The sequence below is a fragment of the Paludisphaera mucosa genome (assembly GCF_029589435.1).
In the GTDB taxonomy this organism is placed as follows: domain Bacteria; phylum Planctomycetota; class Planctomycetia; order Isosphaerales; family Isosphaeraceae; genus Paludisphaera; species Paludisphaera mucosa.
The window spans coordinates 4,207,051-4,231,182 of the sequence record NZ_JARRAG010000002.1; the positions used below are offsets into that span (position 1 = coordinate 4,207,051).

Here is a 24,132-nt window from a genome sequence, read left to right on the forward strand (position 1 = left end):
GCGCCCCGACGATCGGTGCGACGTGTGGCCCTGTCGGCGGCTGCTCACGGTCGCGATTGCGGTCCGCGGTCGCGTCGGGCATCATGCGACGCAAACCTTGTCGACGCCCTGGCGTCGAGGAGACCTATCCGTGAAGCCGATCCACAAGACGTTCGTGCTGGTCGCGGCCGACTGCCCGGCCTCCCGGGGGAGGGCCCCGCTCGCGAAGGGGGCCGGGCCGACCGTCGCGCTCCTGCAATACGAGCTGCTGACCTCGCGGCCGTATACGCTCACGTTGGAGGACCTCATCCTCGCCGTCCACGTCCGCCGCGCGGGGATCCCGGAGGCCGAGGCGGCGAAGCGGGAGGCGGCGATCCGGGCCGAGCTGTTCGCGAAGCCCCACCCCTGCATGCGGGCCTCGCCGCTGCCGAAGTCGTACGGCTGGGGCGTGCACCACGACGAGGACGGCCGGATCGCGATCGTCGGGGTCGAGACGGAGGAGTACGCCCGCTTCGCCCGCGGCGAGTTCGCGGGCGTCGAGGTCGTCCCCGCCATGCGGAACAAGCGGGCCTGACCCGGGGGCGAGGACGCCATGACGATCATCCGCCCCGAACGCACCGGCGACGAGCCGGAGATCCACGGCGCGGCCCTCCCAGTGGACGCCGACGGTGGGCGCCGATAGAGTCGAGACGTCGCCTCGCGACGCCTTGCCGTATCGATCCCCAAACGGAGGTAGTCGCAATGGTGACGTCGCCCGGCGCAGCGAGGATGCCACGCGAGAGCCTGGCGCTCCCGCGGCTGCTCGCGAGCATCCTCTTCGCCTTGGCCGCCGTCTTCGGGCTCGTTGCGGCCGTCGCCCTCACGGCCCTGCTGTCCGGCGGCCGGATGCCCTTCATGATCGCCGCCGCGACCGCACCGATCGCGTGGGTCCTGACCTGGCTCGGGTTGCGGCTCTGGACCGGCCGCGCGATCCCGAGCTGGTTCATCACCACATTTTTCGTCACGCTCCTCATCGGCGGCGGAGTCGCGCCCGCCATCAGGCTGCTCAAGCCGGGCACCTGGATGGAAGCCCTGGCCTTGCTCATCATGAGTTTCACGGCGCTCTACTCTTACGCGTCGGCCCCACATCCGACCGCGGGCGATCTTCCCGACTCGAAGAAGCGCGACGACCTGTCGTGAGCCCGCCCCCCCGTCAGCGCAGGAACAGCCGATAGACGGGGTTCTCCGTCTCGTCGATGCAGGGGTAGCCGAGGACGGCGGCGAAGTCGTCGAAGGCGGGCCGCTCGTCGTCGGGCATCTGGAGGCCGACGAGGACGCGGGCGTAGTCGGCCCCCTGATTGCGGTAGTGGAACAGGCTGATGTTCCAGTGCGGGGGCATGTTCGCCAGGAACCGCATGAGCGCGCCGGGACGCTCGGGGAACTCGAAGCGGTAGAGCCGCTCCTCGCTCGCGAGCGGGTTGCGGCCGCCGACGAGGTGGCGGACGTGCTCCTTGGCCAGCTCGTCGCCGGTCAGGTCGACGACCGGGAAGCCCTCGGCGACGAACCGCGAGGCCAGCGCCCCGGCCTCGTCCCGGCCCGAGACGGCCAGGCCGATGAGGACGTGGGCGGAAGGGGCGGCGGAGATCCGGTAGTTGAACTCGGTGACGCTGCGCGGGCCCATCGCCTCGCAGAGCCGCTTGAGGCTGCCGGGCCGCTCGGGGATCGTGACGGCGAACAGCGCCTCGCGCTCCTCGCCGACCTCGGCCCGCTCGGCGACGAACCGGAGGCGGTCGAAGTTCATGTTGGCCCCGCAGGCGATCGCGACCAGGGTCTCGCCCTCCAGGCCGTGCTTCGCCGCGTACTGCTTGGCCCCCGCCACCGAGAGCGCCCCGGCCGGCTCCAGGATGCTGCGGGTGTCCTCGAACACGTCCTTGATCGCGGCGCAGGCGGCGTCGGCGTCGACCGCGACGAAGTCGTCGACCAGCTCGCGCGTCAGCCGGAACGTCTCGGCGCCGACGAGCTTGACGGCCGTGCCGTCGGAAAACAGGCCGACGTCGGCCAGCGTCACCCGCTTGCCGGCGCGGACCGACCGGATCATGGCGTCGGAGTCGGTCGACTGCACGCCGATCACCCGGATCTCGGGCCGCACGGCCTTGATGTACGCCGCGACCCCCGAGATCAGCCCGCCGCCGCCGATCGCCGCGAAGACCGCGTGGATCGGCCCCTGGCGCTGGCGGAGGATCTCCATCGCGATCGTCCCCTGGCCGGCGATCACGTCCGGGTCGTCGAACGGGTGGACGAACGTGTAGCCGTGGACCTCGCACAGCTCCAGGGCGTGCGAATGGGCGTCGGAATAGCTCTCGCCGTGCAGCACGACCTCGCCGCCGAGGGCCCGCACGGCGTCGACCTTGAGCGACGGCGTCGTCACCGGCATGACGATCGTCGCCCGGCAGGCCAGCTTCTTCGCGCTCAGGGCCACGCCCTGCGCGTGGTTGCCCGCCGACGCGCAGACGACCCCCCGGCCGCGCTGGTCGGGCGTCAGGTGGACCATCTTGTTGTACGCCCCCCGGAGCTTGAAGCTGAAGACCGGCTGCTCGTCCTCGCGTTTCAGCCAGACGTCGTTGCCGAGCCGGGCGGAGAGCTTCGGCGCGCGCTCCAGCGGCGTCTCGATCGCCACGTCGTACACGCGGGCCGTGAGGATCTTCTGGAGGTAGTCCATCCGCCCCAGGGGGGCTTCGGGGCGGCCGGCGCCGGTCATGGGGAAGTCTCGGGGGCGACCCGGCGATCGTGCGGAGGGTCGGGACGTCGCGCTCGGGGCGGGCTCGGGGGCCCGCCGAATTCGCCCCATTCTACGGCGAGCCGGCCCGGTCGACGAGCCGGCCTTTGGGAAGGGCCGTTCACCGGGACGCGGAGCCGGTGGTGAAATTCCGATTCACGCGATCCATCAACTGCCCGAAGACGGCGGGGTTGTAGCCGACCGTGAAGCTCAGCAGCGACGAGAGCCCGGCCAGGCGGATGTACTTCTCCAGCGAGAGGTTGGTGAAGGCCTGGTCCGAGAGGATCACCGAGCCGGACTGGATGATCAGGAAGATGAAGAACCCCCGGGTCACGGCGGCGATGTAGGCGTCGCGACGCCCGAGCGGCGCGGCCGGCGCGGCGGGATCGACCGCGCCGACGGCCCGGAACCCGAGCACCCCGAGGAACGCCGAGACGCAGCAGAGCATCGCGGTGTTCGTCACGGTGTGGCAGAGCGCGATCACGACCAGGCAGCCGACGACCTCGGCCAGGCTGGAGGCCAGGTGCTTGCGGATCGGGTCGATGTAATCCTGCGTCCCGACCGTGATCCCGGCCGTCACCAGGAACACCCAGGCCACGAACGCCAGCAGGCTGGCCGCGATCTCCACCCGATCGAGCCGGGAGTGCGGCGGGAGGGCCCCTGGGACCGTGCCGTCCGACGCCGCTTTCGCCGGCGCCGGCATGGCGAGCCGACCGTTCCGATCCTCGCCGACGCTTAGGTCGACCGCATGTTCCGGTTCCGCCATCATCCCGCTCCTCTCGTGGCAGGGCCGATGCTCCGGACAAGGATACGCGTGCGAAGTTCGCGAACTTTCCCAGCCGCTCGCGAGTCTTTCGCGAAGCCGAAGGCGAAGTTGGGGACGAACGCCGTCACTCCAGGATGAAACGACCCGTATCCGTGGGCAACAGGCTGCCACGCCCGGTGGATCATCTTCGAGATAGGCGTCGACCTCGGGCCCGGTTCGGTCGGCCCGGGATGCGGGAGTCAGACATGGCGACGGTGCACGTGAATCTCGGCGAGATCGGTCCCCACTGGACCAAAGCCTGCAAGAAGGCGGTGGCCGACCTCAACGCTCTCTTCCATCGCAAGGGCGTCGCGGTCGTCCTCTCCGCCAGCGGCGCGGAAGGGCCGTCCATCACCGTCAGGACCGACTCCGGCATCCTGGGGACCGCCGTCCACGGCAAGACCACCGCCGAGACGGGCGACGGGGGCCGGCTGCTGCGTGCCGAGGTCCGCCTGCCGGTCAAGGTCGTCATCAACACGCCCGACGGCGTCCGGCAAGCCGGCCCCGGCGTCCTCAAAGTGATCGCCGCCCACGAGTTCGTCCACGCGCTCGGACAGGTCGAGCACAGCTCGCACCTGATGGCCCAGACGCTCTACAAGCAGCTGGGAAACAGCCCCGCCGGCGACACCCTTAAGGCGGGCGCCGTCACCTTGCCCCCGCTCTCGCTCGCGTCCGATACGGTCGAACTGCTGAAGTCGATCTGGGGGTGAGCGGGCGGGACGGAGCGCTCGAAAGCGAGGGGCCGGCACCCTCTCCGAGTGCTGATCGGACCCGTGCAGGGCCTGAACCGAGCCCGACATGGAGGCCGTCCGCGCCTCATCAGCCGCATAATGACCCCTCATTCCGCCGCGCATGGGGAGCTTTGCGATTCGACCTCACGTGTCCACCGGCGTCTCGGTGTAGAGGGGATGCTCCCCTACGAGCCAGATCGAGGCCCGGTGTCGGTGGTGAGTCACGCGCTCCACCTCGGCCACGCGTCGGTCCACGCATTCCTCGATCGGTCGACCGTCGATCGCCAGGTCTTCCCGCACGACGATCCGCAACTTCTCCAGGGGGAGTCGTTCGATCGATCTCGTCTCGATCGGCCGGGCGAGGGGCTTGCGGCCCTTCAGTCGGCCCCGAAGCCGGACGTGGACGTCGTAACAGAATTCGCGGTACGCTGCGAGTTCGTCGAGAGGGCGGAGCGCCGGCCTCTCGAGCAGGCTCCTGGCGTCGTCGCCCAGGAAACCCAGGGCGTCGGCGACGGCGAACTTGTCGACGAGCTGGTCGTGCGACGGGAGATCGACTCGCCCCAGGGACCAGGCGAGGATGGCCATTCCCTCGCACGCCCACGTGGACTCGATCGCTTTCGATCGTGGGATGCTTCCGACGGGCGTCTCGAGGAGCGCGGCTTCCAGGGGCTCTATCGCGGCGAAGAGCCCAAGGTCCCCGAGCCAGCGCACCAACCGGTCGTTGAAGTCGACGGCCCCGTCGGCGTCGTGCTCGAACTCGAACTCGATGCTCCCCCGGCACGCCACGGCACCCTGGATCAAGGCGCGCGCGGCGACGACGCGGGCTTCGGGTGGAGCGCCTTCTCGGTCGTCGCCCCCCGGATCGGTTCCGCCGCCCATCCCCCTCAGCTCGTGATGCCCTTGGTCAGGTGCATAAAGGCGGTCTCGAGGTTGATCTCGTCTTCCTTGAAGAGGGTGAGCTCGAAGCCGTTTTCGAGGATTCGGCTGGCGAGGAAGCCGTACTTGACGATGCCCGGGCGGAGCTTGACGATCAGGACGCCGGCCTTCTCGTCGACGGTCTCGACCTCGGGCTGGGACTCGAGGAAGTCGGCGGCCTCGGTCAGGCGGTCGGCGACGTTGATGTTCAGGACGATGTCGGTCCGGACCCGCTTCATGACCTCGGTGACCTCGCCGTTCACCAGCAGGCAGCCCTGCTCGATGATGCCGATCTTGTTGCAGATGTCGGCCAGCTCGGGGAGGATGTGGCTCGACACCAGGATCGTCTTGCCCATGCTCCGCAGCTCCTTTAGGAGCGCCCGCATCTCGATCCGGGCGCGGGGGTCGAGGCCCGAGGCGGGCTCGTCCAGCAGGAGCACCTGGGGGTCGTGCAGCAGCGTCCGGGCCAGGCCCAGGCGCTGGGTCATCCCGCGCGAGAGGCTGGTGACAAGGGCGTCGCGCTTGTAGGTCAGGTCGACCAGCTCCAGGACCTCCTCGCAGATCTTCCGCCGGGCCGCGCCCTTGATGCGGTAGGCGGAGGCGAAGAATTCGAGGTACTCGATGACTTTCATGTCGTCGTACACGCCGAAGAAGTCGGGCATGTAGCCGATGACGCGGCGGATCTCCTTCGACCCGGTGTAGATCGAGTAGCCGCAGACGGTCGCCTCGCCCCAGCTCGGGTTGAGCAGGGTGGCGAGGATCCGCATGGTCGTGGTCTTACCGGCGCCGTTGGGGCCGATGAAGCCGTAGACGTCCCCCTGGTCGAGCGTCAGGTTGAGGCGGTTCAGGGCGTACATGTCGCCGTACATCTTCGTCAGGTCGTGCGTCTCGATCATCGCGGTCCGCCTCGTGTCGTCTCGCCTCGTCGGCCGGGCTGGGAGATGTTCGCGTCGGGATGGGGACGGCGCCTCAGGGCCGCGGCGGCGCGACGGCCGCGACCTTGGCGCCGGGGTTCTTGAGCGGCAGGACGACCCGCAGCAGGGTCGTCTGGTCGATCTTGGGCTGATTGGGGGCGTTGCCGATCGCCAGCTGGGCCGCGGGCCGCGACAGCCGGGCGACGAGCATGGGCCGCTGGAGGACGAGTTGGCCGGTGAGGTCGAGGTCGTGCAGCACGGCGTTGCCGAGCGCCTGGTCCTGGCCGGTCCGGCGCGACTCGCTCTCGTGGAACATCACGGCCATGAGCAGGTCGCCGCGGTTCCGTAGGGCCGCGCCGTCGGGGGTGGCGGCGGCGAGGTAGTTCTTCTCGCGGTCCCTCAGCTCGCCCGAGAGGCTGCGGTCGCCCTTCAGGTCGACGCGGATCGTCTGGCCGGGGGCGATCTCGCCGAGCAGGTAGGCCCGCCGGTCGAAGGCGAGTACGGCGTCGGAGAGCGGGTAGGACTGCAAGTTCGTGATCGTGCCGCCGACGCGGTCGAAGCCGACGGGGATCAGGTCGGACTCGACGACCGGCGCGGCCGGGCCGAACCATCGCGAGGAGACGGTCCGGGTGCTCCAGATCGGCACCCGGACGTGTTCGAGCCGCTCCAGGCCGCCGGTCGGCCCGTAGGCGTAGCCGCCGCCGGCGAACGAGAACCGGCCGTTCGAACCGCTCATGCCGCCGAACTGGGTCTCGGGGACGCCGAACCAGCTCGTGACCACCTCGACGCCCGGGGCGGGGCGGGGGGGGTCGCCGGGGGGCGACGCGGCCAGCGGGTCCGTGGTCCCGGAATCGATCGCGACGGGCAGGAACGCCAGGTCGTAGTCGCGGTTCTGGGGGCTGAACAGGGTGGCCCACGACCGCCCCCGGGCCAGGCCCGAGACCTGGTCGACGTCCAGCATGTCGACCTTGTTGACGAGCAGGTCGTCGCCCTTGAGCCGGTGCGCGGCCAGGTAGGCCAGCAGGCTGACGGCCGTCACGATCAGCGGGAACGTGATCCAGGTCAGCTCCATCCGCTTGAGGACCTTCTTCAGGAAGAAGTAGTCCCCCGGGCCGATCGCCAGGATGTAGAGGAAGATCAGGAACGCCACCAGCCCGAACGACACCAGCTTCACCCTCGGGAACTGCTCCAGGGCGACGCGAAGCTGGCTCGCCAGGTCGGTGACGCCCGAGGCGTAGAACCGCGTCGAGCCCCCCACCAGGCCGGCGGTCGGGTCCTCCTCGAACCGGTCGCGCTTGAGGTCGAGCGCCTGGACCCAGAAGAGGCCGCGGTCGGCCCAGTCGGCGAAGACCTTCTCCTCGACGTCGACCCCGATCAGCGTCACCCGGCCGAACCCGAGCGGGCCGCGGACGACCAGCGGCAGGCCGGCGATCGAGGCCAGCACCTTGCCGCCCCGCGCCTCGACGCCGTCGAGCTTCGTCGCCATGTGGGCGGGGCTGCCGGGGGGCGTGATCGGCTTGGTCGAGTTGGCGAAGGTGTCGAGCGCCTCCAGCGACTGCACCCGCTCGCGCCCGGCGAGCACGGCGGGCAGGACCGCCCCCAGGGCCGAGTCGCGCACGGCCTGCCAGTTCTCGCCGACGCCGACGACGAGGTGGCCGCCCCGCTTCGCCCACTCGACGAGCGCCTCGCCCTTGGGGCCGGCGAGCAGGTCCAGGGTGGCCTTGTCGGCGGTGTCGAGCACCACGGCCCGCGCGCCGTCGTAGCCCAGCCAGCGGCCGGGGAGGCGGTCGGACGCGGCGTCCAGCGCGGTCACGAACAGCTCGGACGCGCGGCCGTCGGGACGCTTGAACCCGGCGACCTCCTTCACCTGCTCCACCCCTTGCGGGTGGCCCGCGGTGAGGATCCAGGCGTCGTCGGGCGCGATGGCCGTCGGGTCGGTGCGCGCGATCTGCTCGCGGGAGCGCCCGCCCAGCCAGCGGCCTTCCTCGCTGTAGAGCCCTACCGAGAACCGGCCCTCGCGGCCGCCGGCGCGGGTGTAGGCGACGTACGTCCGGGTCTCGCCGGCCGGCACGTCGACCGGCTGCCGGGTCGCCGTGGGGACGCCGTCGTCGTCGCCGACCACGACGTCGAGGAAGCCCCGGAACGGGGTCCCGCCCCCCTTGAGCTGCACCCAGACGGGCGTCCACGCTCCGATCTTGAAGACGTCGCCGTCGCCGAAGCCGACGCGGAGGTTCTCGACCTCCACCGGCAGGGCGGCGAGTGCGGTGGAGGAGGCCGGGCCGCAGGCCCCGACGACCGCCGCCAGGGCGATCCAGCAGGCGAGCCGGGGACGAGGACGCAGGGCCGAGCGGATGTTCATCATGGAGGGCGTCGACAGGTGGTGCGCGTCGGATCCTACGCCACGTACGGTGCTACGCAGGCGGGGGGCCGACGGTTCAGGGTTTCTCGGCCGGGTCGCAGACGCAGGGCGATCGGCCGCAGCCGGGGCAGCCCAGGCCGTACTTGCGGCGGACGGCGTCGTCGAGGTCGACGCCCCGGATGTTGGCCAGGGTCGCCAGCCAGGCGAGGACGTCGGCCATCTCGAGCGCCAGCTCCTCGTGCGTCCCGGACCGGAGCGCCGTGGCCAGCTCGCCGAACTCCTCGGCCAGCCAGAGGAACGTCGCCTCGGCCCCGCGCGCGGCGTCCTTGGTCCCGTACATCTCCAGGATGGTCCGCTGCAGCCCGCGGAGCGTCAGACCGTCGTCGCCCGTCTCGCCCATGCGGCGATCTTACCCGATCGTGCGAGCGTGGTGCGAGGGGGAATCGGGAGGGCGATCGTCGGCCGTCGACGCCCCGGCCCCGCGGGCGTCGCCCTCGATCCCTCCGCTCGGTTATCCTCGATCGCGGTGGCGAGCCGATCGAGCCTCATCCCCGGAATCGAGGTGTAGGATGCCGACCCGCAGAGACCTGCTCCGACTGGCCCCGGCGCCGTTCCTCCTGGGGGCCGCCCGCGCGGCCGAGGCGGCCGCCTTCGAGCGGATCGATTCCCACTTCCACATCCACCGCGACGCCCCGGCGGTGTTCGCCAGCCTGAAGGCCTCGGGCTGGAGCGGCCTCGACCTGGTCGTCTGCCCCGTCGCGGGCGACGAGCCCTTCGACCTCGAAGCCAGGCTCGACGCCACGCTCAAGGGCGCCCGGGCGAGCGGCGGCCGGGTGGCCTGGGCCTCGACCATCGACGCCCGCGGGTTCGAGTCGCCCGACTTCGCCGAGCGGGCGACCGCCCGCCTGCGCAAGACGTTCGCCGACGGCGCGATCGGCGTGAAGATCTGGAAGAACATCGGCATGTCGATCCGCGGCAAGTCGGGCGCGTACCTGCTCCCCGACGACCCGTCCCTGACGCCGATCTACGAGACCATCGAGAAGGCCGGGAAGACCCTCGTCGCCCACCTGGCCGAGCCGGACGGGGCCTGGCTGCCGCTCGACGACAAGAACCCGGAGTTCCCCTACTACTCGAAGAACCCCCAGTGGCACATGCAGGGCAAGGGGACGCCCCCCAAGGAGGCGATCCTCGCGGCCCGCGACCGCGTTTTGGCCCGGTTCTCGAAGCTGCGCGTGGTCGGCTGCCACCTGGGGAGCGACGAGGACCACCTCGTCAGCCTGGCGCGCCGCCTCGACGAGTTCCCCAACTTCGCCGTCGACACGGCCGCCCGCACCCGCTATTTCGCCCGCGGCGACCGCGACCGGGCCGTCGCCTTCCTGACGAAGTACCAGGACCGCATCCTGTACGCGACCGACTACGGCCTGCGCGACGCCGACCCCGAGGCCGGCGCGAAGGCCCTCCTGGCCCGCCACGACCAGGACGCGGCCTTCTACTCCACCGACGCCGAGATGGTCTACGAGGGCCGCCCGACGCGCGGGCTCGCCCTCCCCGACGCCGTGGTGCGGAAGCTCTTCCGCGAAAACGCCCGCCGCTGGCTGCCGGGGATCGGGGTGTAAGCTCACCGCGTGATCCGACGCCCGGTGACTGGCCGCCGAGGAAGAGTGGCGAATGAACCAGGGGGAATGGGAACGACTGATCGACGACCTCAAATCCGGCGGCGATCCGGGCCTCAGGGCGAGAGAGATCCTGGCTGCCCTGACGGATCGTTCCCGAATCCGCGACCTGGAGCGCCTGATCCGGGACGCCGATGACTTCGTGCGCGAGGCCGCAGCGAGCGGGCTGATCAATCTCGAAGGCTTACGGGCGCTCCCATTGCTCCTCGAGGCGTTGCGGCGCGGCTCGGAGGAGGGGCACGACAACGACACGCTCGCGTTCGAAGTCACGGAGTTGGTCGAGATGGAGAAGGCCGAAGCCGCCCCGCTGCTGCTGGACCTGCTCCGGTCGGATCGCCCCGAACTCCGGGCGCAGGCCGCCTGGCTGCTCGGCTATCTCGATGACACGGTCGATCCCGGACCGCTGATCGAGGCGGTGAACGACCCGAGTCCGGACGTCCGCGCGGAGGCCGCCGGCGCCCTGAGCTCCTTCCCTTGGCGTCCCGGGGTGCTGGAAGCGATGCTCTCCTTGCTCGACGACCCCGACGAGGGAGTGCGCGTCTCGTCCGCTTCCGCCCTCGGATACCTCGGCGAGCGGCGGGCGGTCCCTGCGCTGCTAGGCGCGCTGAATGATCCTTCGGCGGAGGTCCGCCGGTTCGCCAGGCATTCGCTCAAGCTGCTCGGGGCCGATTAAACTCCGGGGCGCGCCCCTCCCAAGGCCGGGGGGCCTTCGTCGTTCATCTCGCGATGGCGTGGGCCTTGAGTCGGACCGCGGCCGGGGTGTTCGGTTCGCGGCGGGGCTTCGCCCCCGCCGCGCGAGCCGGTCAGTCGTCCGCGCCCACGGAGGCGAACACGGGGGAGGCCATCGGCGATTCGAACCGCGGCAGGTTGGCGGCGGCCTCGTCGGACTCGACGGCGGCGAGGAGGGTCAGCTCGGTCTCGAACCGGAAGGCCCGGCGGCGGTCCTCGCACTCGATCAGGAAGATCGTCGGCTGCCGCTTCTCCATGATCTTGTGGATCACGACGCCCCGCGAGGCGCGGCCGCTGGTCAACTGAAAGGCCACGAAATCGCCCAAGGCGAACGGTCGCTTCATGGTTTCACCCTCCCTGGTAAAACGACGTCGGCGAGAATCCATCGCGGGACATCCTAGCGAAACGGCCGATCCGGTCTGCGCCGATCCGGGGAAAAATCCTCAAGTCCGGACGAAGGGCGGACGGAGGTCGCCGCCGCTTGTAAGATGGAGGGCCTTCGGAGTTCGACGTCGCCGGACCGATCGTTCCATCCCAAGGGAGAATCCCATGTCCAATCGTCGCGATTTCCTGGGGACGGTGATGGCGGGCGCGACGCTCGCCGGGGCCTCGGCCCGGGCTTCGGCCGCCGGCGCGGGGCGGGTGATCGGGGCCAACGACCGGATCCGGTTCGGCCTGATCGGCGCGGGGTCGCGGGGCAAGGAGATCCTCAAGGCGGCGCTGGCGAGCCCGAACGTCGAGGCGGCCGCCGTCGCCGACGTCTACAGCGGCCGGTTCGCCGAGGCCGACAAGTTCGCGCCCGGCTTGAAGACGTTCCAGGACCACCGCAAGCTCCTCGAAGACCCCTCGATCGACGCCGTCCTGATCGCCACGCCCCAGCACCTGCACGCGCGCCACTTCGTCGACGCGATCGCGGCCGGCAAGGACGTGTACCAGGAGAAGACGATGGCCTTCGACGCCGACCATGCGCGGCGGATGCGCAACGCGCTCGACGGCTCGGGCCGGGTCGTGCAGGTCGGCCTCCAGTGGAATTCGAGCGGCGGCGTGCAGAAGGTCCGCGAGCGGGTGAAGTCGGGCGAGCTGGGCGCCGTCTCGCTGCTGGAGACGCACCACTTCCGCCAGACCCCGTACGGCGGCTGGATGCGCGAGGCCCCCAAGGGCTTCGATCCCAAGCAGGTCGACTGGGACGCCTTCCAGGGCGACGCCAGGCGGGTCCCGTTCGACGCCGACCGCTACTTCAACTGGCGGTTCTACTGGGACTACTCGGGGGGCAACGTCTTCGAGAACATGGTCCACATCGCGGCCTTCTGGTTCGCTGCGCTCGACCTCTCGATCCCCGAGTCCGTCACCTCGACCGGCGGCAACTACCAGTCGCCCCGCATGAGCCCGCCCGACGCCTTCCAGGTGACGATGAAGCATCCCGAGAAGCTCCTCTTCACGTTCACCTCGATGTTCGGCAACGGCTATTACGGCGAGGGCCGGAACCTGCTCTTCGGCACCAAGGGGACCCTCGTCCACACGCTGGCCGACCTCTTCCAGGTCGTCCCCGCCGGCTCGAAGCCCGAATCCGAGGTCCCCAAGGGTCCGTACAAGAACCCGACCGAGGAGCACCTCCGCAACTTCTTCGACTGCGTCCGCAGCCGCAGCGAGCCGACCTCGCCCTTCGAGCTGGGCTTCCGCACCGCCGTCGCCTGCCGCATGGCCGTCGAGTCCTACCGCCGCGGCACGACCGTCCGCTGGGACCCGGCGACCGAGACGATCGTCTGACGCCCGACTCGAGCCTGCCGCGGGGCGGGATCGGCGCATGAAAAAACGGGGGCCGTCGCCGGCCCCCGTTCGCGTTCGTCGGATGCATCGATCGATCGGGTTGATCGATCAATACATGTCTTCGTAGCCGCCGTGGCCGCCGCTCTTCTTCTCGTCGCCGACGGGGGCGTCGGCGATGAGGGCGTCGGAGGTGAGCAGCAGGGTGGAGACGCTGGCGGCGTGCTGGAGGGCCGAGCGGGTGACCTTGGTCGGGTCGATGATGCCGGCCTTGACCATGTCGACGTACTCGTCCTTCAGGGCGTCGTAGCCGAAGTTGCCCTTGCCCTCGCGGACCTTGCTGACGACCACGCCGCCGTCCTGGCCGGCGTTCTCGGCGATCTGGTCGAGCGGGGCGGCGCAGGCGCGGAGGATGATGTTGTAGCCGACCTCTTCGTCGTGGGTCAGGCCGGTCGGCTTGACGGTCGCGGCGGCCCGCAGCAGGGCGACGCCGCCGCCGGGGAGGATGCCTTCTTCGAGGGCCGCGCGGGTGGCGTGCAGGGCGTCCTCGACGCGGGCCTTCTTCTCCTTCATCTCGCTCTCGGTGGCCGCGCCGACGTTGATCTTGGCGACGCCGCCGGCGAGCTTGGCGAGGCGCTCTTCGAGCTTCTCGCGGTCGTAGTCGCTCTTGGTGTCGGCGATCTCGCGGCGGATGGCCTCGATGCGGCCCTTGATGGCGTCGCCCGAGCCGGAGCCCTCGATGATCGTGGTGTTGTCCTTGTCGATCTCGACCTTCTTGGCCTGGCCGAGGTCCTCAAGGCCGACGCTCTCCAGCTCGACGCCGAGGGCCTCGAAGATCGGCTTGCCGCCGGTCAGGACGGCGATGTCCTCGAGCATGGCCTTGCGGCGGTCGCCGTAGCCGGGGGCCTTGACGGCCGCGCAGCGGAAGGTGCCGCGGAGCTTGTTGATGACCAGGGTGGCCAGGGCCTCGCCCTCGACGTCCTCGGCGATGATCAGCAGCGGCTTGCCGGTCTGGGCGACCTTCTCGAGGACGGGGACCAGGTCCTTGACCGACGAGATCTTCTTCTCGTGGATCAGGACGTAGGCGTCTTCGAGGACGGCCGTCATGCCGGCGGGGTTGGTGACGAAGTAGGGGCTGAGGTAGCCGCGGTCGAACTGCATGCCCTCGACCCACTCGACCTCGGTCTTGAGGGTCTTGCCCTCCTCGACCGTGATCACGCCGTCCTTGCCGACCTTCTCGGTGGCCTCGGCGATCATCGAGCCGACCTCGACGTCGAAGTTCGAGGCGACGGTGGCGACCTGCTGGGTCTCCTTCTTGTCGGAGATCTTGGTCGACAGCTTGTGGAGCTGGTCGACGACGTCGGCCACGGCGCGGTCCATGCCCCGCTTGAGCTGCAGCGGGTTGACGCCGGCGACGACCGCCTTGAGCCCCTCGTTGTAGATGGCCTCGGCCATGACGGTGGCCGTGGTCGTGCCGTCGCCGGCGACGTCGGAGGTCTTGCTGGCGACCTCCTTGACCATCTTCGCGCCCATGTCCTCGTACTTGTCCTCCAGCTCGATCTCCTTGGCGACGGTGACGCCGTCCTTGGTGACCGTGGGCGAGCCGAACGACTTCTGGATGATGACGTTGCGGCCGCGGGGGCCGAGCGTCACCTTGACGGCGCGGGCGAGCTTCGCCACCCCGCGCTGCATCGCCTGCCGCGCTTCCTGATCGAACGCGATCATCTTGGCAGCCATGTTGCCTTCATCTCCACAATGCAGAAGGAATGTGTCTCGTGAGGTAGGTCCGCCCGGGGGCGGTGGCTCGGCTCAGCCGACGACCGCGAGGATGTCGTCCTCGCGCATGAGGAGGACCTTCTTGTCGCCGTCGAGCTTGAATTCCTCGCCCGCGTACGAGGTGAAGATCACGACGTCGCCCGCCTTGACCTGGAGCTCGCGGCGCTTGCCGTCCTTGGTCACGCGGCCGTCTCCCACCGACAGCACCGTCCCCTTCTGGGGCTTGTCCTTGGCGGTCTCCGGCAGCACGATCCCGCCGGCGGTGGTCCCCTTGGCCTCTTCGCGCTCGACGACCACGCGATCTCCCAACGGCTTCAGATTCATCGGTCCTTGGCTCCTCTTCGACGTCTCGCTTCGATCCCGTCTCGACCTCGCGCCCGCCGCACCCGTCCGTCCAACGAACCCGCGACGCGGCCCGCGCGACACCATGACATGACCTCTGCATAAGCAAGGGTCGTGCCGACGCCCAATTCGAAACGCAAGTCCTTTCACATAATGGCTTTTCTAAAATCAACGATGTCGCCCGCCGAGAGCCTACGCCCTGCCGGACGCGGCATCGGGCGGGCTCCCCATGTCATTTTGGCAGGGAGCGGCGTTTTCCGACTCGGCGACGGCTCAGGCCGCGCCGGCCGTCGCGAGCACGAGCCGGCGGGCGTTCTCGGCGAGGAGGAGCGGGGCCCCGGCGACGGGGAAGGTCGCGACGGCCCAGGCGACGAGCTTGTCGACGTCGTCCAGCTCGGGCGGGACGTCGTCGGAGGCCAGGAAGTCGGTGGCGACCCCGATGCCTTCGTAGCCGGCCCGGCCGCGGAAGGGCAGGGCGGCGAGGCCCTCGACGACGCCCCGGAAGGCCTCGACCGAGGTCCTGGGGCTCACGCCGATCGTCGCGCCGAGGCTGCGGAGGCGGCGGACGAGGTCCGGCCCTAGGGCGTCGACGTCGCCGGCCGCATGCACGAGCGGGAGCCGCTGAGGCCGGGCGCCGTCGGCCTCGAACCAGTCCAGAACGTCCGCGACCGTCCGGGCGTCGGCCCCGCCCAGGTCGAGGGCCGGTCGAGGGCCGGGGCCGGCCGGGGCCAGTTCGAGCAGCCGTTCGAGGAACGCGGGGCCGAGTTCGCCGGCGACGGGCCCGAAGAGGCGGACGCCGCGCCCGAAGAGGCCGGCGAGGCGGTCGAGATCGGCCGGCGTGCGGATCAGGGCGTCGAGGCCGTCGACGGCGAGCACGCCCCAGCAGAGGCCCCACTGGGGCTCGGCCCGCCAGCGGGCCACGTCCTCGGGCCCGTGCAGGAGGCGGCCGGAGAACTCGGCCGCGTAGCCGGCGAGCATCTCGCCGAGCGCGTGCCAGGGATCCGCCTGGCGGGCCCAGTCGGCCGGCTTGCGGCGGCTGCCGAGCACGGCCAGCGACGTCCCCATCAGGTAGCCGTCCAGGCGGGCCAGCCGGGCGGGGATCTCGGCGTACTCGGCGGGGTCGTACTGGCTGCTCTCGGCGGCGTACTGGAGGGCCCAGTCGCACCGCAGGTCGATCAATCGCATGGACGTCTCGCCGATCGCGCTTCGTTCAGGGGGCGTCCGGCGGCGCCTGGGGGACGCGTTCCAGGAACCGGGCGACGGACCGCCGGAGGTCGCCCCAGCGTACCACGTCCCAGGCCCGACCGCCCTCCCAGCCCCCTCGCCAGACGACCGGCGCGGCCTCGGCCAGCGTCGCGGCCAGGGGCGAGGCCGGATCCTCGCCGACCCTCGGCAGCCTCACGGAGCCCGGCCGGAAGATCCCCACGCGGCCGATCGGCCGCCCGCCCTCGCCGGTCGCGAGCGTCGCGACCGACCGTCCCGGATCCTCGGCCGACTTCAGGGCGGTGGCGACGGCCCCCTCGCCCCAGCCGATCAGCACCGTCGTCCCCCGAACGGTCGCCTCGACGGGGCGTCCGGAGACCTTTCCGATCGCAGCGACTGCGTCCGCCGGCCCCGACGCGGGCTTCCCGCCGCCGAGCAGCGGCGCCAGCGGGAGCACCACGCGGCTCAAGATCCGCTCGGCGTCTTCGGGCCGCTCGGCGTGCAGGGCGAGGACGCCGCCGAGGCTCGCTCTCGGATCCCCTGGACCCGCGAACGTCCCCGCGCTGAGGCCGCGGAGCAGGGGCCAGAGGTCGACTTCGGGCCGGACGCCGCGGACGCTCGCCAGCAGGTTCAGGCGCACGCGGAGCGGCTGGAGCTGCGCCCGCGCCGGGTCGGCCCGATCGACGCGGTCGATCACGGCGAACAGGGCGTCCCAGAACGCCGGCCCGCGTCCCGCCGCGACGGCGACCGCCGCCTGGGTCGCGTCGGCCGGCAGCCACGCCAGCCACGCCGGGTCCAGCGGCGGCGTCTCCATCAGGACCGCGGGCTGCTGCGGGCCGAACCGCGAGGCCAGGTCGAGATCGAGGTGGTCGTCGCGCAGGCTCAGGAACCCGTCGACCGCCTCCAGGCCCGCGGCCTTCGCACCCAGGGCGACACGCAGCACGGACAGGTTCGTCCCGGCGTCGACTGCGAGGAGTCCGGGATCGAAGCGGATGCGGAAACCGGATTCCGCCGACCCGGGCGCCTCCGCGCCGCGAGGTTCGCCCAGCCGCGCGACGGCCGCGGCCAGATCGACGCGACGGCTCGCGAAGGCCGTCCCGCGCGGGGTGACGGTCGCGAGCGTCGCGCCCGGCCCCCCGAGTCGCTCGACGGCCGTCGGCGGCTCGCCCATCGGCGGCTCGTCGGCCCCTCCGGAGAGCCGAAGCGACGTGACAAGGGCCGTCATCACGCCGTCGTCCTGCGGGATGGCGGCGAACCATTGCAGGGCGCCGGCCGGGTCGAGCCCGAGCGCCAGCTCGGCGTCGCGGAAGGCCCGCCACTCGGCGACCATCTCGGGATTGAAGGCCGCCGCGACGGCCTGGATCGGCTTGCCCAGCCCGTTGGGATCGCGCGTCGCGCGCCGCCAGGCCGCCATCGCCGCCGCCGGATGCGCCGCACGGGAGCCCTTGAAGAGTCCCAGCACCGCCTCCGCCTGCCGATCGGGCCCCACCGCCCGCACGACGAGCGCCGGCCTCACGGGTTCTTCGCCGGCCCAGCCCGTCGTCGAGGCCAGCAGCCCCAGGACGGTCATGGCGCCCCGTCCGCCTCCGAGTCGTCGCGTCATGCTTCCTCGCGTCGTATCCGTACCACGAATCCAGACGGCCGCGAGCCGGTTCGGTCCATCGTCGGCGTCCTGAAGCGACCCGGCCACGTCGGGCATTCTACCCCCCCCGCCGGCCCCTTTTCCATGAGTCGACGACGTCCGCGCGAACATCCTCGAGGGACGTCCGGTCTCATGAGGAGACGAACGACGCGGGGCGTTCCGCAGGACACGACGCCGGGGCCGGACGGCCAGGCGACCGGTTGCAGACCGGTAGAAGTGGGTTCGACTCCCACCGGCGTCTCTTCGCAAGCGAGCCGTCGGCCTGGTGGGCCCCGCGGCGCGCACGCACGACGCCGGGGCCGGACGGCCAGGCGACCGGTTGCAGACCGGTAGAAGTGGGTTCGACTCCCACCGGCGTCTCTTCGCAAGCGAGCCGTCGGCCTGGTGGGCCCCGCGGCGCGCACGCCCCGCTCTCTGCGGTCGGTGACGCGCGTCCCGAGCGGGGGATTGCAACCGAGGGCGAGAGCGTCGCGACGGCCTTTCGATCATATCATACTATTTTCATATTTTCTCATGAACGACCCCTGACGTCATCCCCGCGGGCGGACGTCCCGTCATGTTCCGCATCGGATCGACCTCCAGGGCCCCCGGGGACTGGCGCAAGACGAGCGTCCCACTTCCGGGCGACGATCCCTCGGGGTAGCGTGGCCGGCGCCTAACCGTTCGAGTTGAGCTGCTCGGCCAGTCCGATGATGATTCCCTCAGGGCCGCGCAGGAAGCTGCACTTTCTGAGATTGTATGAGCATCAGGCCGCGAGGCGCAGCAGCCGGTCCGCGGCGGCCTGAATTTCTGACTCGGATGGGCCGGCCCGCAGGGCCGCGAGAATCTCCCCGGCCAGGATCTCGCGGCGCCGGGCCCGGCGCTTGTCGGCGTGGCTGGGGCGGCGCGTCGGCTCGTCCCAGGGCGAGTCGGCGGTCTACCAGCTCGGCTTCGGATCGCCTCCAGGCCCAGGCCTCGGTCAAGGTGTAGGTCCACAGGCAGACGTGGAACGCGCCGACGCTCGCGCGGATGAACCGCACTTGCTGCTTCCCCGGCCCCCACGACCTGCTTGCACTCGCGGAAGGCCATCTCCAGGCTGAAGCGGTCGGCGATCGTGGTCAGGACGTCGGCGACGGTCGCCTGCGGGTCGGTGCAGAAGTAGGCCCGCCAGCCGTGCGGCTCGTCGACGAGCACGACCCGGATCACGCCGTCGCCCGCGCGCCAGGACCGCGCCGACGAACAGCAGTGTGAGCCTCGGCGCCGACCGCCTGTCGAGCGGCCCGGCGAGGCGGGCGAAGCACTGGCAGGGGACGGGCGCCGGATGCGAGTATATCATCGGGGCCGGCTCCGCTCGGGACGTCTGGCAGGCTTGGTAACCGCCATCGTCCCGCTCGGGTCGGCCCCCGTCTACTCCGTGCATCTCAAGCGGCCGAGGTCTCGCGTGCGCAAAATAGCGATCGCCTCCAAGCCCGACGCCAAGTACCGCCGGGTGATGATCCACGACCCGGAGGACGGCCGCGGCGTGTTCGTCTTCCTCTTCACATCGCTAGACGACGGCCCATGCCAGGCCGACCACTGGTACCGAGACTTGGCCGAGGCCGAGCAAGGCGCGGCCGACGGACTCGGGGCGGGGGCCGATGACTGGCAGCCCATCTCGGACCCACAACCTGGGTGCCAGCACGACTGGGTCGCTCCGGTCCGTGTGGCTCAGGACGCAGACGGTCGACCGATCTATGGTCGGTTCGAGCGAACGCCCGATTAGCCGTCAGGCTATATGAAATTCCGGAAAGTGCAGAGGGAAGTCAGCGAAGCGTTTAAACGCAAGCGGGAAGTAAGCTTATGACTTGAGTCACTGGCTTTCTGTGAAGATCTCAGCTCCATTCATGGTTCCAAGAGCGCGCCATGACGCCTCAGATATAGAGTCGCGAATGAAGCTGACATGACCGTCCAACTGGATACAGTTGACTCCATCGTTGTGGTAGCTTGAAGCTGTCCAAGCTCCCTGGAAAGATCCCTGAGCTGCACAGGTGTGGCCGTTCGGTGTTATGTTGTGATCGTATGATGTATTAGAGAAACCATCATATCCCCAACAAATGCCGCGGCTATCATTTGATAGTTGTGCATCGGATTCATTCAAGTTAATGCAATCGGAGACCATGGAGGAAAATTGGCCTCTGGAATATGTGCCGAGCTGATAAATGGCGCGACCGAGTTTTGGACCGAACGCGTTTTGCGTGCGACAGAATTCGGACATGGCAGCTGTGTTGGTCAACCCATCTCGCACGAGCGTGTCGCGGATCGCAGGGCTCATCAGAGCGCTTGCGAAGGGGCCGTTCTCAGGGCGGGTGAACTTACCTACTCCTGTGCCAAGATTGCCAGCATACGCGACTGCTCCCAGGATCCCCGATGACGCGTAATCGGATGGACAACAAAACAACGAAAGTCGTGTTGAGAAGGAGGTGAAGTTTGCGTCTCCCGGTCCTGTGTATAGCGAACGAGGCATGGAAACGTTGATGGAGTTGAAGAGGCTGGTTTGTTCCAGAAATGGAAGCATAAATACAAACGCAGAATAGGCATTCTCCTCCCGCGGATAGTAATTTTTTTGGGTAAGGTGAGAGTTGATCGCGATCCCGGTTTGCCTCAGATTGTTTGTACATTGGGCCCGCCGTGCCGACTCCCTGGCTGCAGAGACAGCAGGAATGAGCAAGGCGACTAAGATCGCCAGTATGGATATCACTACGACTGCTTCGATGAGGGTGAACGCCTTATTGTTTGTTGAGCGACAACTCATGGCGTTGTCCTTTCGAGAATACGCCTTGGAAGTCGGAAGCCGTGTCATTCGCCGTCAACGCAAATCTGACGATCCGGTTGATCAATTAATGTTGATATCATCTGAAAATTGCCGGTCAACACATGAGGTTGTTCGATATTGTCGTCCGGAGATGTTCTTGTGGAATAACTATAGCTGGATGTAAAATCGTTGGCCAAGAGAAAAAGTAAAAATAGGTCGGTTTTTTATTCTGCCCTTCCCGGGATCGCATGAGCACCAAGCCGCGAGCCGCAGCAACTTGGCGGCGGCTTGAATTTCGGCGTCGATGGGGCCGGCTCGCAGAAGGGCGAAGATATCCCCGGCCAGGATCTCGCGGCGCCAGGCCCGGCGCTTGTCGGCGTGGCTGGGGCGGCGCGTCGGCTCGTCCCAGGGCGAGTCGGTCCGGTCTACCAGCTCGGCTTCGGATCGCCTCCAGGCCCAGGCCTCGGTCAAGGTGTAGGTCCACAGGCAGACGTGGACCGCGCCGACGCTCGCGCGGATGAACCGCACCTGCTGCTGGCCGGCCCCCACGACCTGCTTGCACTCGCGGAAGGCCATCTCCAGGCTGAAGCGGTCGGCGATCGTGGTCAGGACGTCGGCGACGGTCGCCTGCGGGTCGGTGCAGAAGTAGGCCCGCCAGCCGTGCGGCTCGTCGACGAGCACGACCCGGATCACGCCGTCGCCCGCGCGCCAGGACCGCGCCGACGAACAGCAGTGTGAGCCTCGGCGCCGACCGCCTGTCGAGCGGGCCGGCGAGGCGGGCGAACCACTGGCAGGGTACGAGCGTCGGATGAGAGGATGTCATCGGGGCCGGCTCCGCTCGGGACGTCTGGCAGGCTTGGTAACCGCCATCGTCTACGCCCCGAGCGAACGGCGCAGTTCAGAGAGGTCGACGATGCGTTTCAGCAAGGGGCGAGCCGAAGTAGAGGCCGTCCGCCTCGCCAAGGGATTCGTCGCCGCGAACGGCGGCGCCGGATGGACATGCATCGGCGCGAGGCCCGACGCCCTGTCGCCGGGGTACAAGAAGCGGAAGAACATCATCAAGTGGAGCGTCGTGTTCGACCGGTCGACCGACGGAGCGGTCGTCGATGGGCCCACGATCGTGAGAGTCGACATCGAGACAGGTGCGGCCGACTTCTTCTGATTCGCGATAGGACTCCGACGCCGTCGACACACCAGCCGTGCTCAGCCGACCCAAGTCCCCGAACGACGTCGCCGAGGGAATACTGGAAATCCCGGAAAGTGCAGCAGGAAGCAGAGGCGGTAGATATCCTCGTACTGCGCCATCTCGCCGACGAGTTCGGCGCCGTGGCTGCGCAGGCGGGCGACGACGTCGTCGACGGCGAACATGATGCGGCGTATGCCCAGCGTGTTCGCCGGGGCGTTTTCCGGCTCGACCCGGATCGCCGGCGGCGTGTGGAACTTCGACAGCTCGACCCGGCCGTGGCCGTCGGGGGTCCGCATCATGGCGATATCGGCCCGGACGCCCTCGAGCCCCGCGATGCGGTCCGCCCAACTCCCCTCGACCGTCGTCTCGCCTTCTAGCTCCATGCCGAGTTCGACGAAGAACGTCTTGGCGGCCTCGAGGTCGTCGACGACCATGGGAACGTTGTCCATCCGCCGAATCGTCATAGGTCACCTCACTCTAGACTACGGGATGCTCGCCCACTCCCGACTCCTCGGGGAGATGGTGCAAATCCACTCCCCGTGGAAGGCATCCCTCCGAAGATCGAACTCCTCGATCCCCTTCTTCGAGACCTTGATCTCCGAGGGATAGCTACTTTGGTCCAGTTCGCAGGCGACCTTCAACCCCGCCTTGGTCGTCGCCGCGATGAGGTCGACGATCGACTGGCGACATCGGGGGGTCGGTCCGCGACGATCCTGCCCGCCGGGCCGCACGCCTGCTGGCCGGAGCCGCGACGAATTCGGGTCGAGGTCGTCGACGTCCGGACGCCGGGGTCCAAGCACGACGAGGCGAAGGGCCGTCCTCCGCAGCCCATGGCGTGGAACCGTGAGCTGATGAACAAGGCGACGGAGGCCGACCTCATCACCCGCCGCGAGGAGTCCGCCGGCGGCCACCCCAGGGTCGTCCTCGGCGACAGGCGGCTCTCGGGGCCGTCCTCAACCTACCGCAACCCCGCCGGCCGGGACGACCCCAGTCGCCCTCACGATTTCGCCTACGAAGGCGATGTTGCTCGATCGCCCCATGCGTCGGCTTCCTTCACGAGCCGGCGGCCGTCCGCATGTTTTCGTCAACACGGGGCTCGCCCCCGCACGCCATATTCCACGAACTCGCTGCTAGATAAGGAAAGCAACGTATATTCTCGGGAACATTATTTCGATTGAGTTTTCGGTCCTGTAGACTCCGCGCCGCTGATCAAGCTCGCAACGATGTGCCCGACGGCGGCACGACTATTGGAGTCTGCTCATGGCGCTTCCCGATCTGGCTTCCCCGACCCCGGTCCGGATCGCGGCGCTGTGGTCCGCCGCATTGGTCATGACCCTCGGCCTGGGCGGCCTGACGCAGGCCGGGCCGATCGAGCTTTCGGTCGACGTCCAACACTCGGGGACAAGCCGCCCCGATACGGGCGCGACGCAGATGATCGTCTGGGTCGATCTCCAGCTCGCCCCCGAGTGGACGCTCGTGGATTTCTCGTTCGACCTGGCCGCGAACCCCCGCGGCGAGACGCTCGACTTCCAGGCGAACCGGCGTTTCGACCTGGACCTCGCCTACCTTCGCGCCGTGCCCGGCGGCGACGTCCGCAGCGCGTTGGGATCCTTCATGCTGTACCCCGACAGCCCCTGGGGCACCTTCGATCGGGCGGCAAGATCGCCGACGCCTCGATCGGCTCAGTTCGACGTCACGGCCCGTCGGTCCCTCCCGGGAGGCGGCGACGAATACGCCGAGTTCTCGACGCCCTACAGCTTCTTCGTCGCTGGGCCCTTGGTCGTCCTGCCCGAGCCTCCTTCGCTCGCATCGGCCCTGGGAGCGACTCTGGCCGTCGGCGGGCTTCTCATCCGTCGCCGTGCAAGGTCCAATCGCTTCGATTCCGAGAAATTTTACCCGGGCGATATTGCCCTTTGATTTCACCCGGATAAAATCCCCCTTGAACGGTCGACTCGCAGGGAGAGGGGGGGATGACGATGGTCGAAGGATGTGTTCGGACATTTACAGCCTTTGAAGGCGTGCGACGGATCGCCGACGGCGAGGCGGCGGGCGTGGCGGCGGCGGCCAAGCACGCGCTCGATCGGGGATCGCACGACCTGGTGTTGATCTTCGACGACGCGACGGGCGAGCAAGTCGATTTCGACCTCCGCGGGCCGCTGGAGGACGTCCTGGCCCGACTCGGAGACGAGTCGAGGCGCCGGGACGAGGAGGCCCCGCCCGCCGACCCGCCGAGGGGGCCGGGACGGCCCCGGCTCGGGGTGGTGGCCCGCGAGGTGACGCTCTTGCCCCGGCACTGGGAATGGCTGGGCGAGCAGCCCGGCGGGGCGTCGGTCGCCCTGCGCAAGCTTGTGGAGGAGGCTCGCAAGGCCAACGTCGACAGGGATCGCGTCCGCAAGGCTCGCGAGGCCGCCTATCGGTTCCTCGTCGCGATGGCCGGCAACCTCGCCGGGTTCGAGGAGGCCAACCGCGCCCTCTTCGCCGGCGATCGCGAGAAATTCGCCGCCGAGACCGAGAGCTGGCCCGCCGACGTCCGCGACCACGCCCGGGCCCTCGCCCGGGTCGCCTTCTGAAGTGCGCCGAGAGGGACGG

Annotated in this window: 25 protein-coding genes and 2 tRNA genes; 12 read left to right on the top strand and 15 right to left on the bottom strand. The window is 69.3% G+C overall.

Going from position 1 to position 24,132, the window contains the following annotated elements:
* Positions 1-130 precede the first annotated feature (130 nt).
* Together PZE19_RS26140 and PZE19_RS26145 are read left to right on the top strand one after the other, a co-directional pair.
* Positions 131-553, top strand: coding sequence for a DUF6157 family protein (locus tag PZE19_RS26140; protein ID WP_277863544.1), 423 nt, complete (start codon positions 131-133; stop codon positions 551-553).
* A gap of 194 nt (positions 554-747) precedes the next feature.
* Positions 748-1,158 carry a hypothetical protein gene (locus PZE19_RS26145; protein ID WP_277863545.1) on the top strand — a complete coding sequence of 137 codons (411 nt, stop codon included), beginning with the start codon at positions 748-750 and terminating at the stop codon, positions 1,156-1,158.
* A 13-nt stretch (positions 1,159-1,171) separates the two neighbouring features.
* Here the strand turns inward: PZE19_RS26145 and ilvA are convergent, their stop codons facing one another.
* Positions 1,172-2,716 carry a threonine ammonia-lyase, biosynthetic gene (ilvA, locus tag PZE19_RS26150; RefSeq protein WP_277863546.1) on the bottom strand — a complete coding sequence of 515 codons (1,545 nt, stop codon included), beginning with the start codon at positions 2,714-2,716 and terminating at the stop codon, positions 1,172-1,174.
* Positions 2,717-2,855: 139 nt separating this feature from the next.
* Complete coding sequence (locus PZE19_RS26155; protein WP_277863547.1) at positions 2,856-3,500, bottom strand: hypothetical protein; 645 nt, start codon at positions 3,498-3,500, stop codon at positions 2,856-2,858.
* A gap of 245 nt (positions 3,501-3,745) precedes the next feature.
* Between PZE19_RS26155 and PZE19_RS26160 the strand changes: the two genes are divergently transcribed.
* A complete protein-coding gene (locus PZE19_RS26160) occupies positions 3,746-4,249 on the top strand; it encodes a hypothetical protein (RefSeq protein ID WP_277863548.1) in 504 nt (167 codons plus the stop codon).
* Positions 4,250-4,414: 165 nt separating this feature from the next.
* On the opposite strand, the gene PZE19_RS26165 is transcribed toward PZE19_RS26160, so the two are convergent.
* From PZE19_RS26165 to PZE19_RS26180, 4 genes are all read right to left on the bottom strand, one after another.
* Positions 4,415-5,149: a DUF4272 domain-containing protein gene (locus PZE19_RS26165; protein WP_277863549.1), complete on the bottom strand. Its 735-nt coding sequence runs from the start codon at positions 5,147-5,149 to the stop codon at positions 4,415-4,417.
* Positions 5,150-5,154: 5 nt separating this feature from the next.
* Positions 5,155-6,081: an ABC transporter ATP-binding protein gene (locus PZE19_RS26170; protein WP_277863550.1), complete on the bottom strand. Its 927-nt coding sequence runs from the start codon at positions 6,079-6,081 to the stop codon at positions 5,155-5,157.
* A gap of 73 nt (positions 6,082-6,154) precedes the next feature.
* Positions 6,155-8,461, bottom strand: coding sequence for a DUF8726 domain-containing protein (locus PZE19_RS26175; RefSeq protein WP_277863551.1), 2,307 nt, complete (start codon positions 8,459-8,461; stop codon positions 6,155-6,157).
* Positions 8,462-8,534: 73 nt separating this feature from the next.
* Positions 8,535-8,858, bottom strand: a complete 324-nt coding sequence (locus tag PZE19_RS26180) for a MazG nucleotide pyrophosphohydrolase domain-containing protein (RefSeq protein ID WP_277863552.1) — start codon at positions 8,856-8,858, stop codon at positions 8,535-8,537.
* Positions 8,859-9,027: 169 nt separating this feature from the next.
* On the opposite strand from PZE19_RS26180, the gene PZE19_RS26185 reads away from it, so the two are divergent.
* A complete protein-coding gene (locus tag PZE19_RS26185) occupies positions 9,028-10,074 on the top strand; it encodes an amidohydrolase family protein (protein ID WP_277863553.1) in 1,047 nt (348 codons plus the stop codon).
* Between the two features lie 52 nt (positions 10,075-10,126).
* Entirely contained in the window at positions 10,127-10,804 is a 678-nt protein-coding gene (locus PZE19_RS26190) for a HEAT repeat domain-containing protein (RefSeq protein ID WP_277863554.1), read from the top strand.
* A 130-nt stretch (positions 10,805-10,934) separates the two neighbouring features.
* Here PZE19_RS26190 and PZE19_RS26195 read toward each other — a convergent pair whose 3' ends face one another.
* Complete coding sequence (locus PZE19_RS26195) at positions 10,935-11,204, bottom strand: hypothetical protein (RefSeq protein WP_277863555.1); 270 nt, start codon at positions 11,202-11,204, stop codon at positions 10,935-10,937.
* A gap of 205 nt (positions 11,205-11,409) precedes the next feature.
* Between PZE19_RS26195 and PZE19_RS26200 the strand changes: the two genes are divergently transcribed.
* The gene (locus tag PZE19_RS26200) at positions 11,410-12,627 is read left to right on the top strand and encodes a Gfo/Idh/MocA family protein (protein ID WP_277863556.1); all 1,218 of its coding nucleotides are present in this window, start codon (positions 11,410-11,412) and stop codon (positions 12,625-12,627) included.
* A gap of 108 nt (positions 12,628-12,735) precedes the next feature.
* Here PZE19_RS26200 and groL read toward each other — a convergent pair whose 3' ends face one another.
* The 4 genes from groL to PZE19_RS26220 form a co-directional block, all read right to left on the bottom strand.
* A complete protein-coding gene (groL, locus tag PZE19_RS26205) occupies positions 12,736-14,361 on the bottom strand; it encodes a chaperonin GroEL (RefSeq protein WP_277863557.1) in 1,626 nt (541 codons plus the stop codon).
* A gap of 72 nt (positions 14,362-14,433) precedes the next feature.
* The gene (locus PZE19_RS26210; protein WP_277863558.1) at positions 14,434-14,724 is read right to left on the bottom strand and encodes a co-chaperone GroES; all 291 of its coding nucleotides are present in this window, start codon (positions 14,722-14,724) and stop codon (positions 14,434-14,436) included.
* A gap of 291 nt (positions 14,725-15,015) precedes the next feature.
* Positions 15,016-15,927 carry a Zn-dependent dipeptidase, microsomal dipeptidase gene (locus PZE19_RS26215; RefSeq protein ID WP_277863559.1) on the bottom strand — a complete coding sequence of 304 codons (912 nt, stop codon included), beginning with the start codon at positions 15,925-15,927 and terminating at the stop codon, positions 15,016-15,018.
* Between the two features lie 25 nt (positions 15,928-15,952).
* Positions 15,953-17,548 carry a hypothetical protein gene (locus tag PZE19_RS26220; protein WP_277863560.1) on the bottom strand — a complete coding sequence of 532 codons (1,596 nt, stop codon included), beginning with the start codon at positions 17,546-17,548 and terminating at the stop codon, positions 15,953-15,955.
* 209 nt (positions 17,549-17,757) lie between these two features.
* Here PZE19_RS26220 and PZE19_RS26225 point away from each other — a divergent pair.
* The 3 genes from PZE19_RS26225 to PZE19_RS26235 all read left to right on the top strand — a co-directional run bounded on the left by PZE19_RS26225 (position 17,758) and on the right by PZE19_RS26235 (position 19,328).
* Positions 17,758-17,828 (top strand) — tRNA-Cys (locus PZE19_RS26225).
* Positions 17,829-17,876: 48 nt separating this feature from the next.
* Positions 17,877-17,947 (top strand) — tRNA-Cys (locus PZE19_RS26230).
* Positions 17,948-19,007: 1,060 nt separating this feature from the next.
* Positions 19,008-19,328, top strand: a complete 321-nt coding sequence (locus PZE19_RS26235; RefSeq protein WP_277863561.1) for a hypothetical protein — start codon at positions 19,008-19,010, stop codon at positions 19,326-19,328.
* Positions 19,329-19,415: 87 nt separating this feature from the next.
* On the opposite strand, the gene PZE19_RS26240 is transcribed toward PZE19_RS26235, so the two are convergent.
* Together PZE19_RS26240 and PZE19_RS26245 are read right to left on the bottom strand one after the other, a co-directional pair.
* The gene (locus PZE19_RS26240) at positions 19,416-20,357 is read right to left on the bottom strand and encodes a DUF1559 family PulG-like putative transporter (RefSeq protein ID WP_277863562.1); all 942 of its coding nucleotides are present in this window, start codon (positions 20,355-20,357) and stop codon (positions 19,416-19,418) included.
* Between the two features lie 168 nt (positions 20,358-20,525).
* Positions 20,526-21,050 (bottom strand): hypothetical protein, encoded by a 525-nt coding sequence (locus PZE19_RS26245; protein WP_277863563.1) that lies wholly within the window; start codon positions 21,048-21,050, stop codon positions 20,526-20,528.
* Positions 21,051-21,270: 220 nt separating this feature from the next.
* Between PZE19_RS26245 and PZE19_RS26250 the strand changes: the two genes are divergently transcribed.
* Positions 21,271-21,519, top strand: a complete 249-nt coding sequence (locus tag PZE19_RS26250; RefSeq protein ID WP_277863564.1) for a hypothetical protein — start codon at positions 21,271-21,273, stop codon at positions 21,517-21,519.
* A 41-nt stretch (positions 21,520-21,560) separates the two neighbouring features.
* Here PZE19_RS26250 and PZE19_RS26255 read toward each other — a convergent pair whose 3' ends face one another.
* Complete coding sequence (locus tag PZE19_RS26255) at positions 21,561-22,007, bottom strand: VOC family protein (RefSeq protein ID WP_368411338.1); 447 nt, start codon at positions 22,005-22,007, stop codon at positions 21,561-21,563.
* A gap of 18 nt (positions 22,008-22,025) precedes the next feature.
* Positions 22,026-22,454, bottom strand: a complete 429-nt coding sequence (locus PZE19_RS33185; RefSeq protein ID WP_368411339.1) for an ISAzo13-like element transposase-related protein — start codon at positions 22,452-22,454, stop codon at positions 22,026-22,028.
* 349 nt (positions 22,455-22,803) lie between these two features.
* Between PZE19_RS33185 and PZE19_RS26260 the strand changes: the two genes are divergently transcribed.
* Together PZE19_RS26260 and PZE19_RS26265 are read left to right on the top strand one after the other, a co-directional pair.
* Positions 22,804-23,460, top strand: coding sequence for a hypothetical protein (locus PZE19_RS26260; protein WP_277863566.1), 657 nt, complete (start codon positions 22,804-22,806; stop codon positions 23,458-23,460).
* 59 nt (positions 23,461-23,519) lie between these two features.
* Positions 23,520-24,113, top strand: a complete 594-nt coding sequence (locus PZE19_RS26265; RefSeq protein ID WP_438269999.1) for a DUF2239 family protein — start codon at positions 23,520-23,522, stop codon at positions 24,111-24,113.
* The last annotated feature ends 19 nt before the right edge of the window (positions 24,114-24,132 follow it).

Coding starts and splice junctions, on each gene's coding strand:
- PZE19_RS26165 (WP_277863549.1), bottom strand. CDS start 5,149: ATGGGCGGCGGAACCGATCCGGGGGGCGACGACCGAGAAGGCGCTCCA.
- PZE19_RS26195 (WP_277863555.1), bottom strand. CDS start 11,204: ATGAAGCGACCGTTCGCCTTGGGCGATTTCGTGGCCTTTCAGTTGACC.
- ilvA (WP_277863546.1), bottom strand. CDS start 2,716: ATGACCGGCGCCGGCCGCCCCGAAGCCCCCCTGGGGCGGATGGACTAC.
- PZE19_RS26240 (WP_277863562.1), bottom strand. CDS start 20,357: ATGAGTTGTCGCTCAACAAACAATAAGGCGTTCACCCTCATCGAAGCA.
- PZE19_RS26200 (WP_277863556.1), top strand. CDS start 11,410: ATGTCCAATCGTCGCGATTTCCTGGGGACGGTGATGGCGGGCGCGACG.
- PZE19_RS26250 (WP_277863564.1), top strand. CDS start 21,271: ATGCGTTTCAGCAAGGGGCGAGCCGAAGTAGAGGCCGTCCGCCTCGCC.
- PZE19_RS26190 (WP_277863554.1), top strand. CDS start 10,127: ATGAACCAGGGGGAATGGGAACGACTGATCGACGACCTCAAATCCGGC.
- PZE19_RS26255 (WP_368411338.1), bottom strand. CDS start 22,007: ATGACGATTCGGCGGATGGACAACGTTCCCATGGTCGTCGACGACCTC.
- PZE19_RS26145 (WP_277863545.1), top strand. CDS start 748: ATGCCACGCGAGAGCCTGGCGCTCCCGCGGCTGCTCGCGAGCATCCTC.
- PZE19_RS26180 (WP_277863552.1), bottom strand. CDS start 8,858: ATGGGCGAGACGGGCGACGACGGTCTGACGCTCCGCGGGCTGCAGCGG.
- PZE19_RS26265 (WP_438269999.1), top strand. CDS start 23,520: ATGGTCGAAGGATGTGTTCGGACATTTACAGCCTTTGAAGGCGTGCGA.
- PZE19_RS26210 (WP_277863558.1), bottom strand. CDS start 14,724: ATGAATCTGAAGCCGTTGGGAGATCGCGTGGTCGTCGAGCGCGAAGAG.
- PZE19_RS26185 (WP_277863553.1), top strand. CDS start 9,028: ATGCCGACCCGCAGAGACCTGCTCCGACTGGCCCCGGCGCCGTTCCTC.
- PZE19_RS26215 (WP_277863559.1), bottom strand. CDS start 15,927: ATGCGATTGATCGACCTGCGGTGCGACTGGGCCCTCCAGTACGCCGCC.
- PZE19_RS26170 (WP_277863550.1), bottom strand. CDS start 6,081: ATGATCGAGACGCACGACCTGACGAAGATGTACGGCGACATGTACGCC.
- PZE19_RS26160 (WP_277863548.1), top strand. CDS start 3,746: ATGGCGACGGTGCACGTGAATCTCGGCGAGATCGGTCCCCACTGGACC.
- PZE19_RS26220 (WP_277863560.1), bottom strand. CDS start 17,548: ATGACGCGACGACTCGGAGGCGGACGGGGCGCCATGACCGTCCTGGGG.
- PZE19_RS26155 (WP_277863547.1), bottom strand. CDS start 3,500: ATGGCGGAACCGGAACATGCGGTCGACCTAAGCGTCGGCGAGGATCGG.
- PZE19_RS26175 (WP_277863551.1), bottom strand. CDS start 8,461: ATGATGAACATCCGCTCGGCCCTGCGTCCTCGTCCCCGGCTCGCCTGC.
- groL (WP_277863557.1), bottom strand. CDS start 14,361: ATGGCTGCCAAGATGATCGCGTTCGATCAGGAAGCGCGGCAGGCGATG.
- PZE19_RS26260 (WP_277863566.1), top strand. CDS start 22,804: ATGGCGCTTCCCGATCTGGCTTCCCCGACCCCGGTCCGGATCGCGGCG.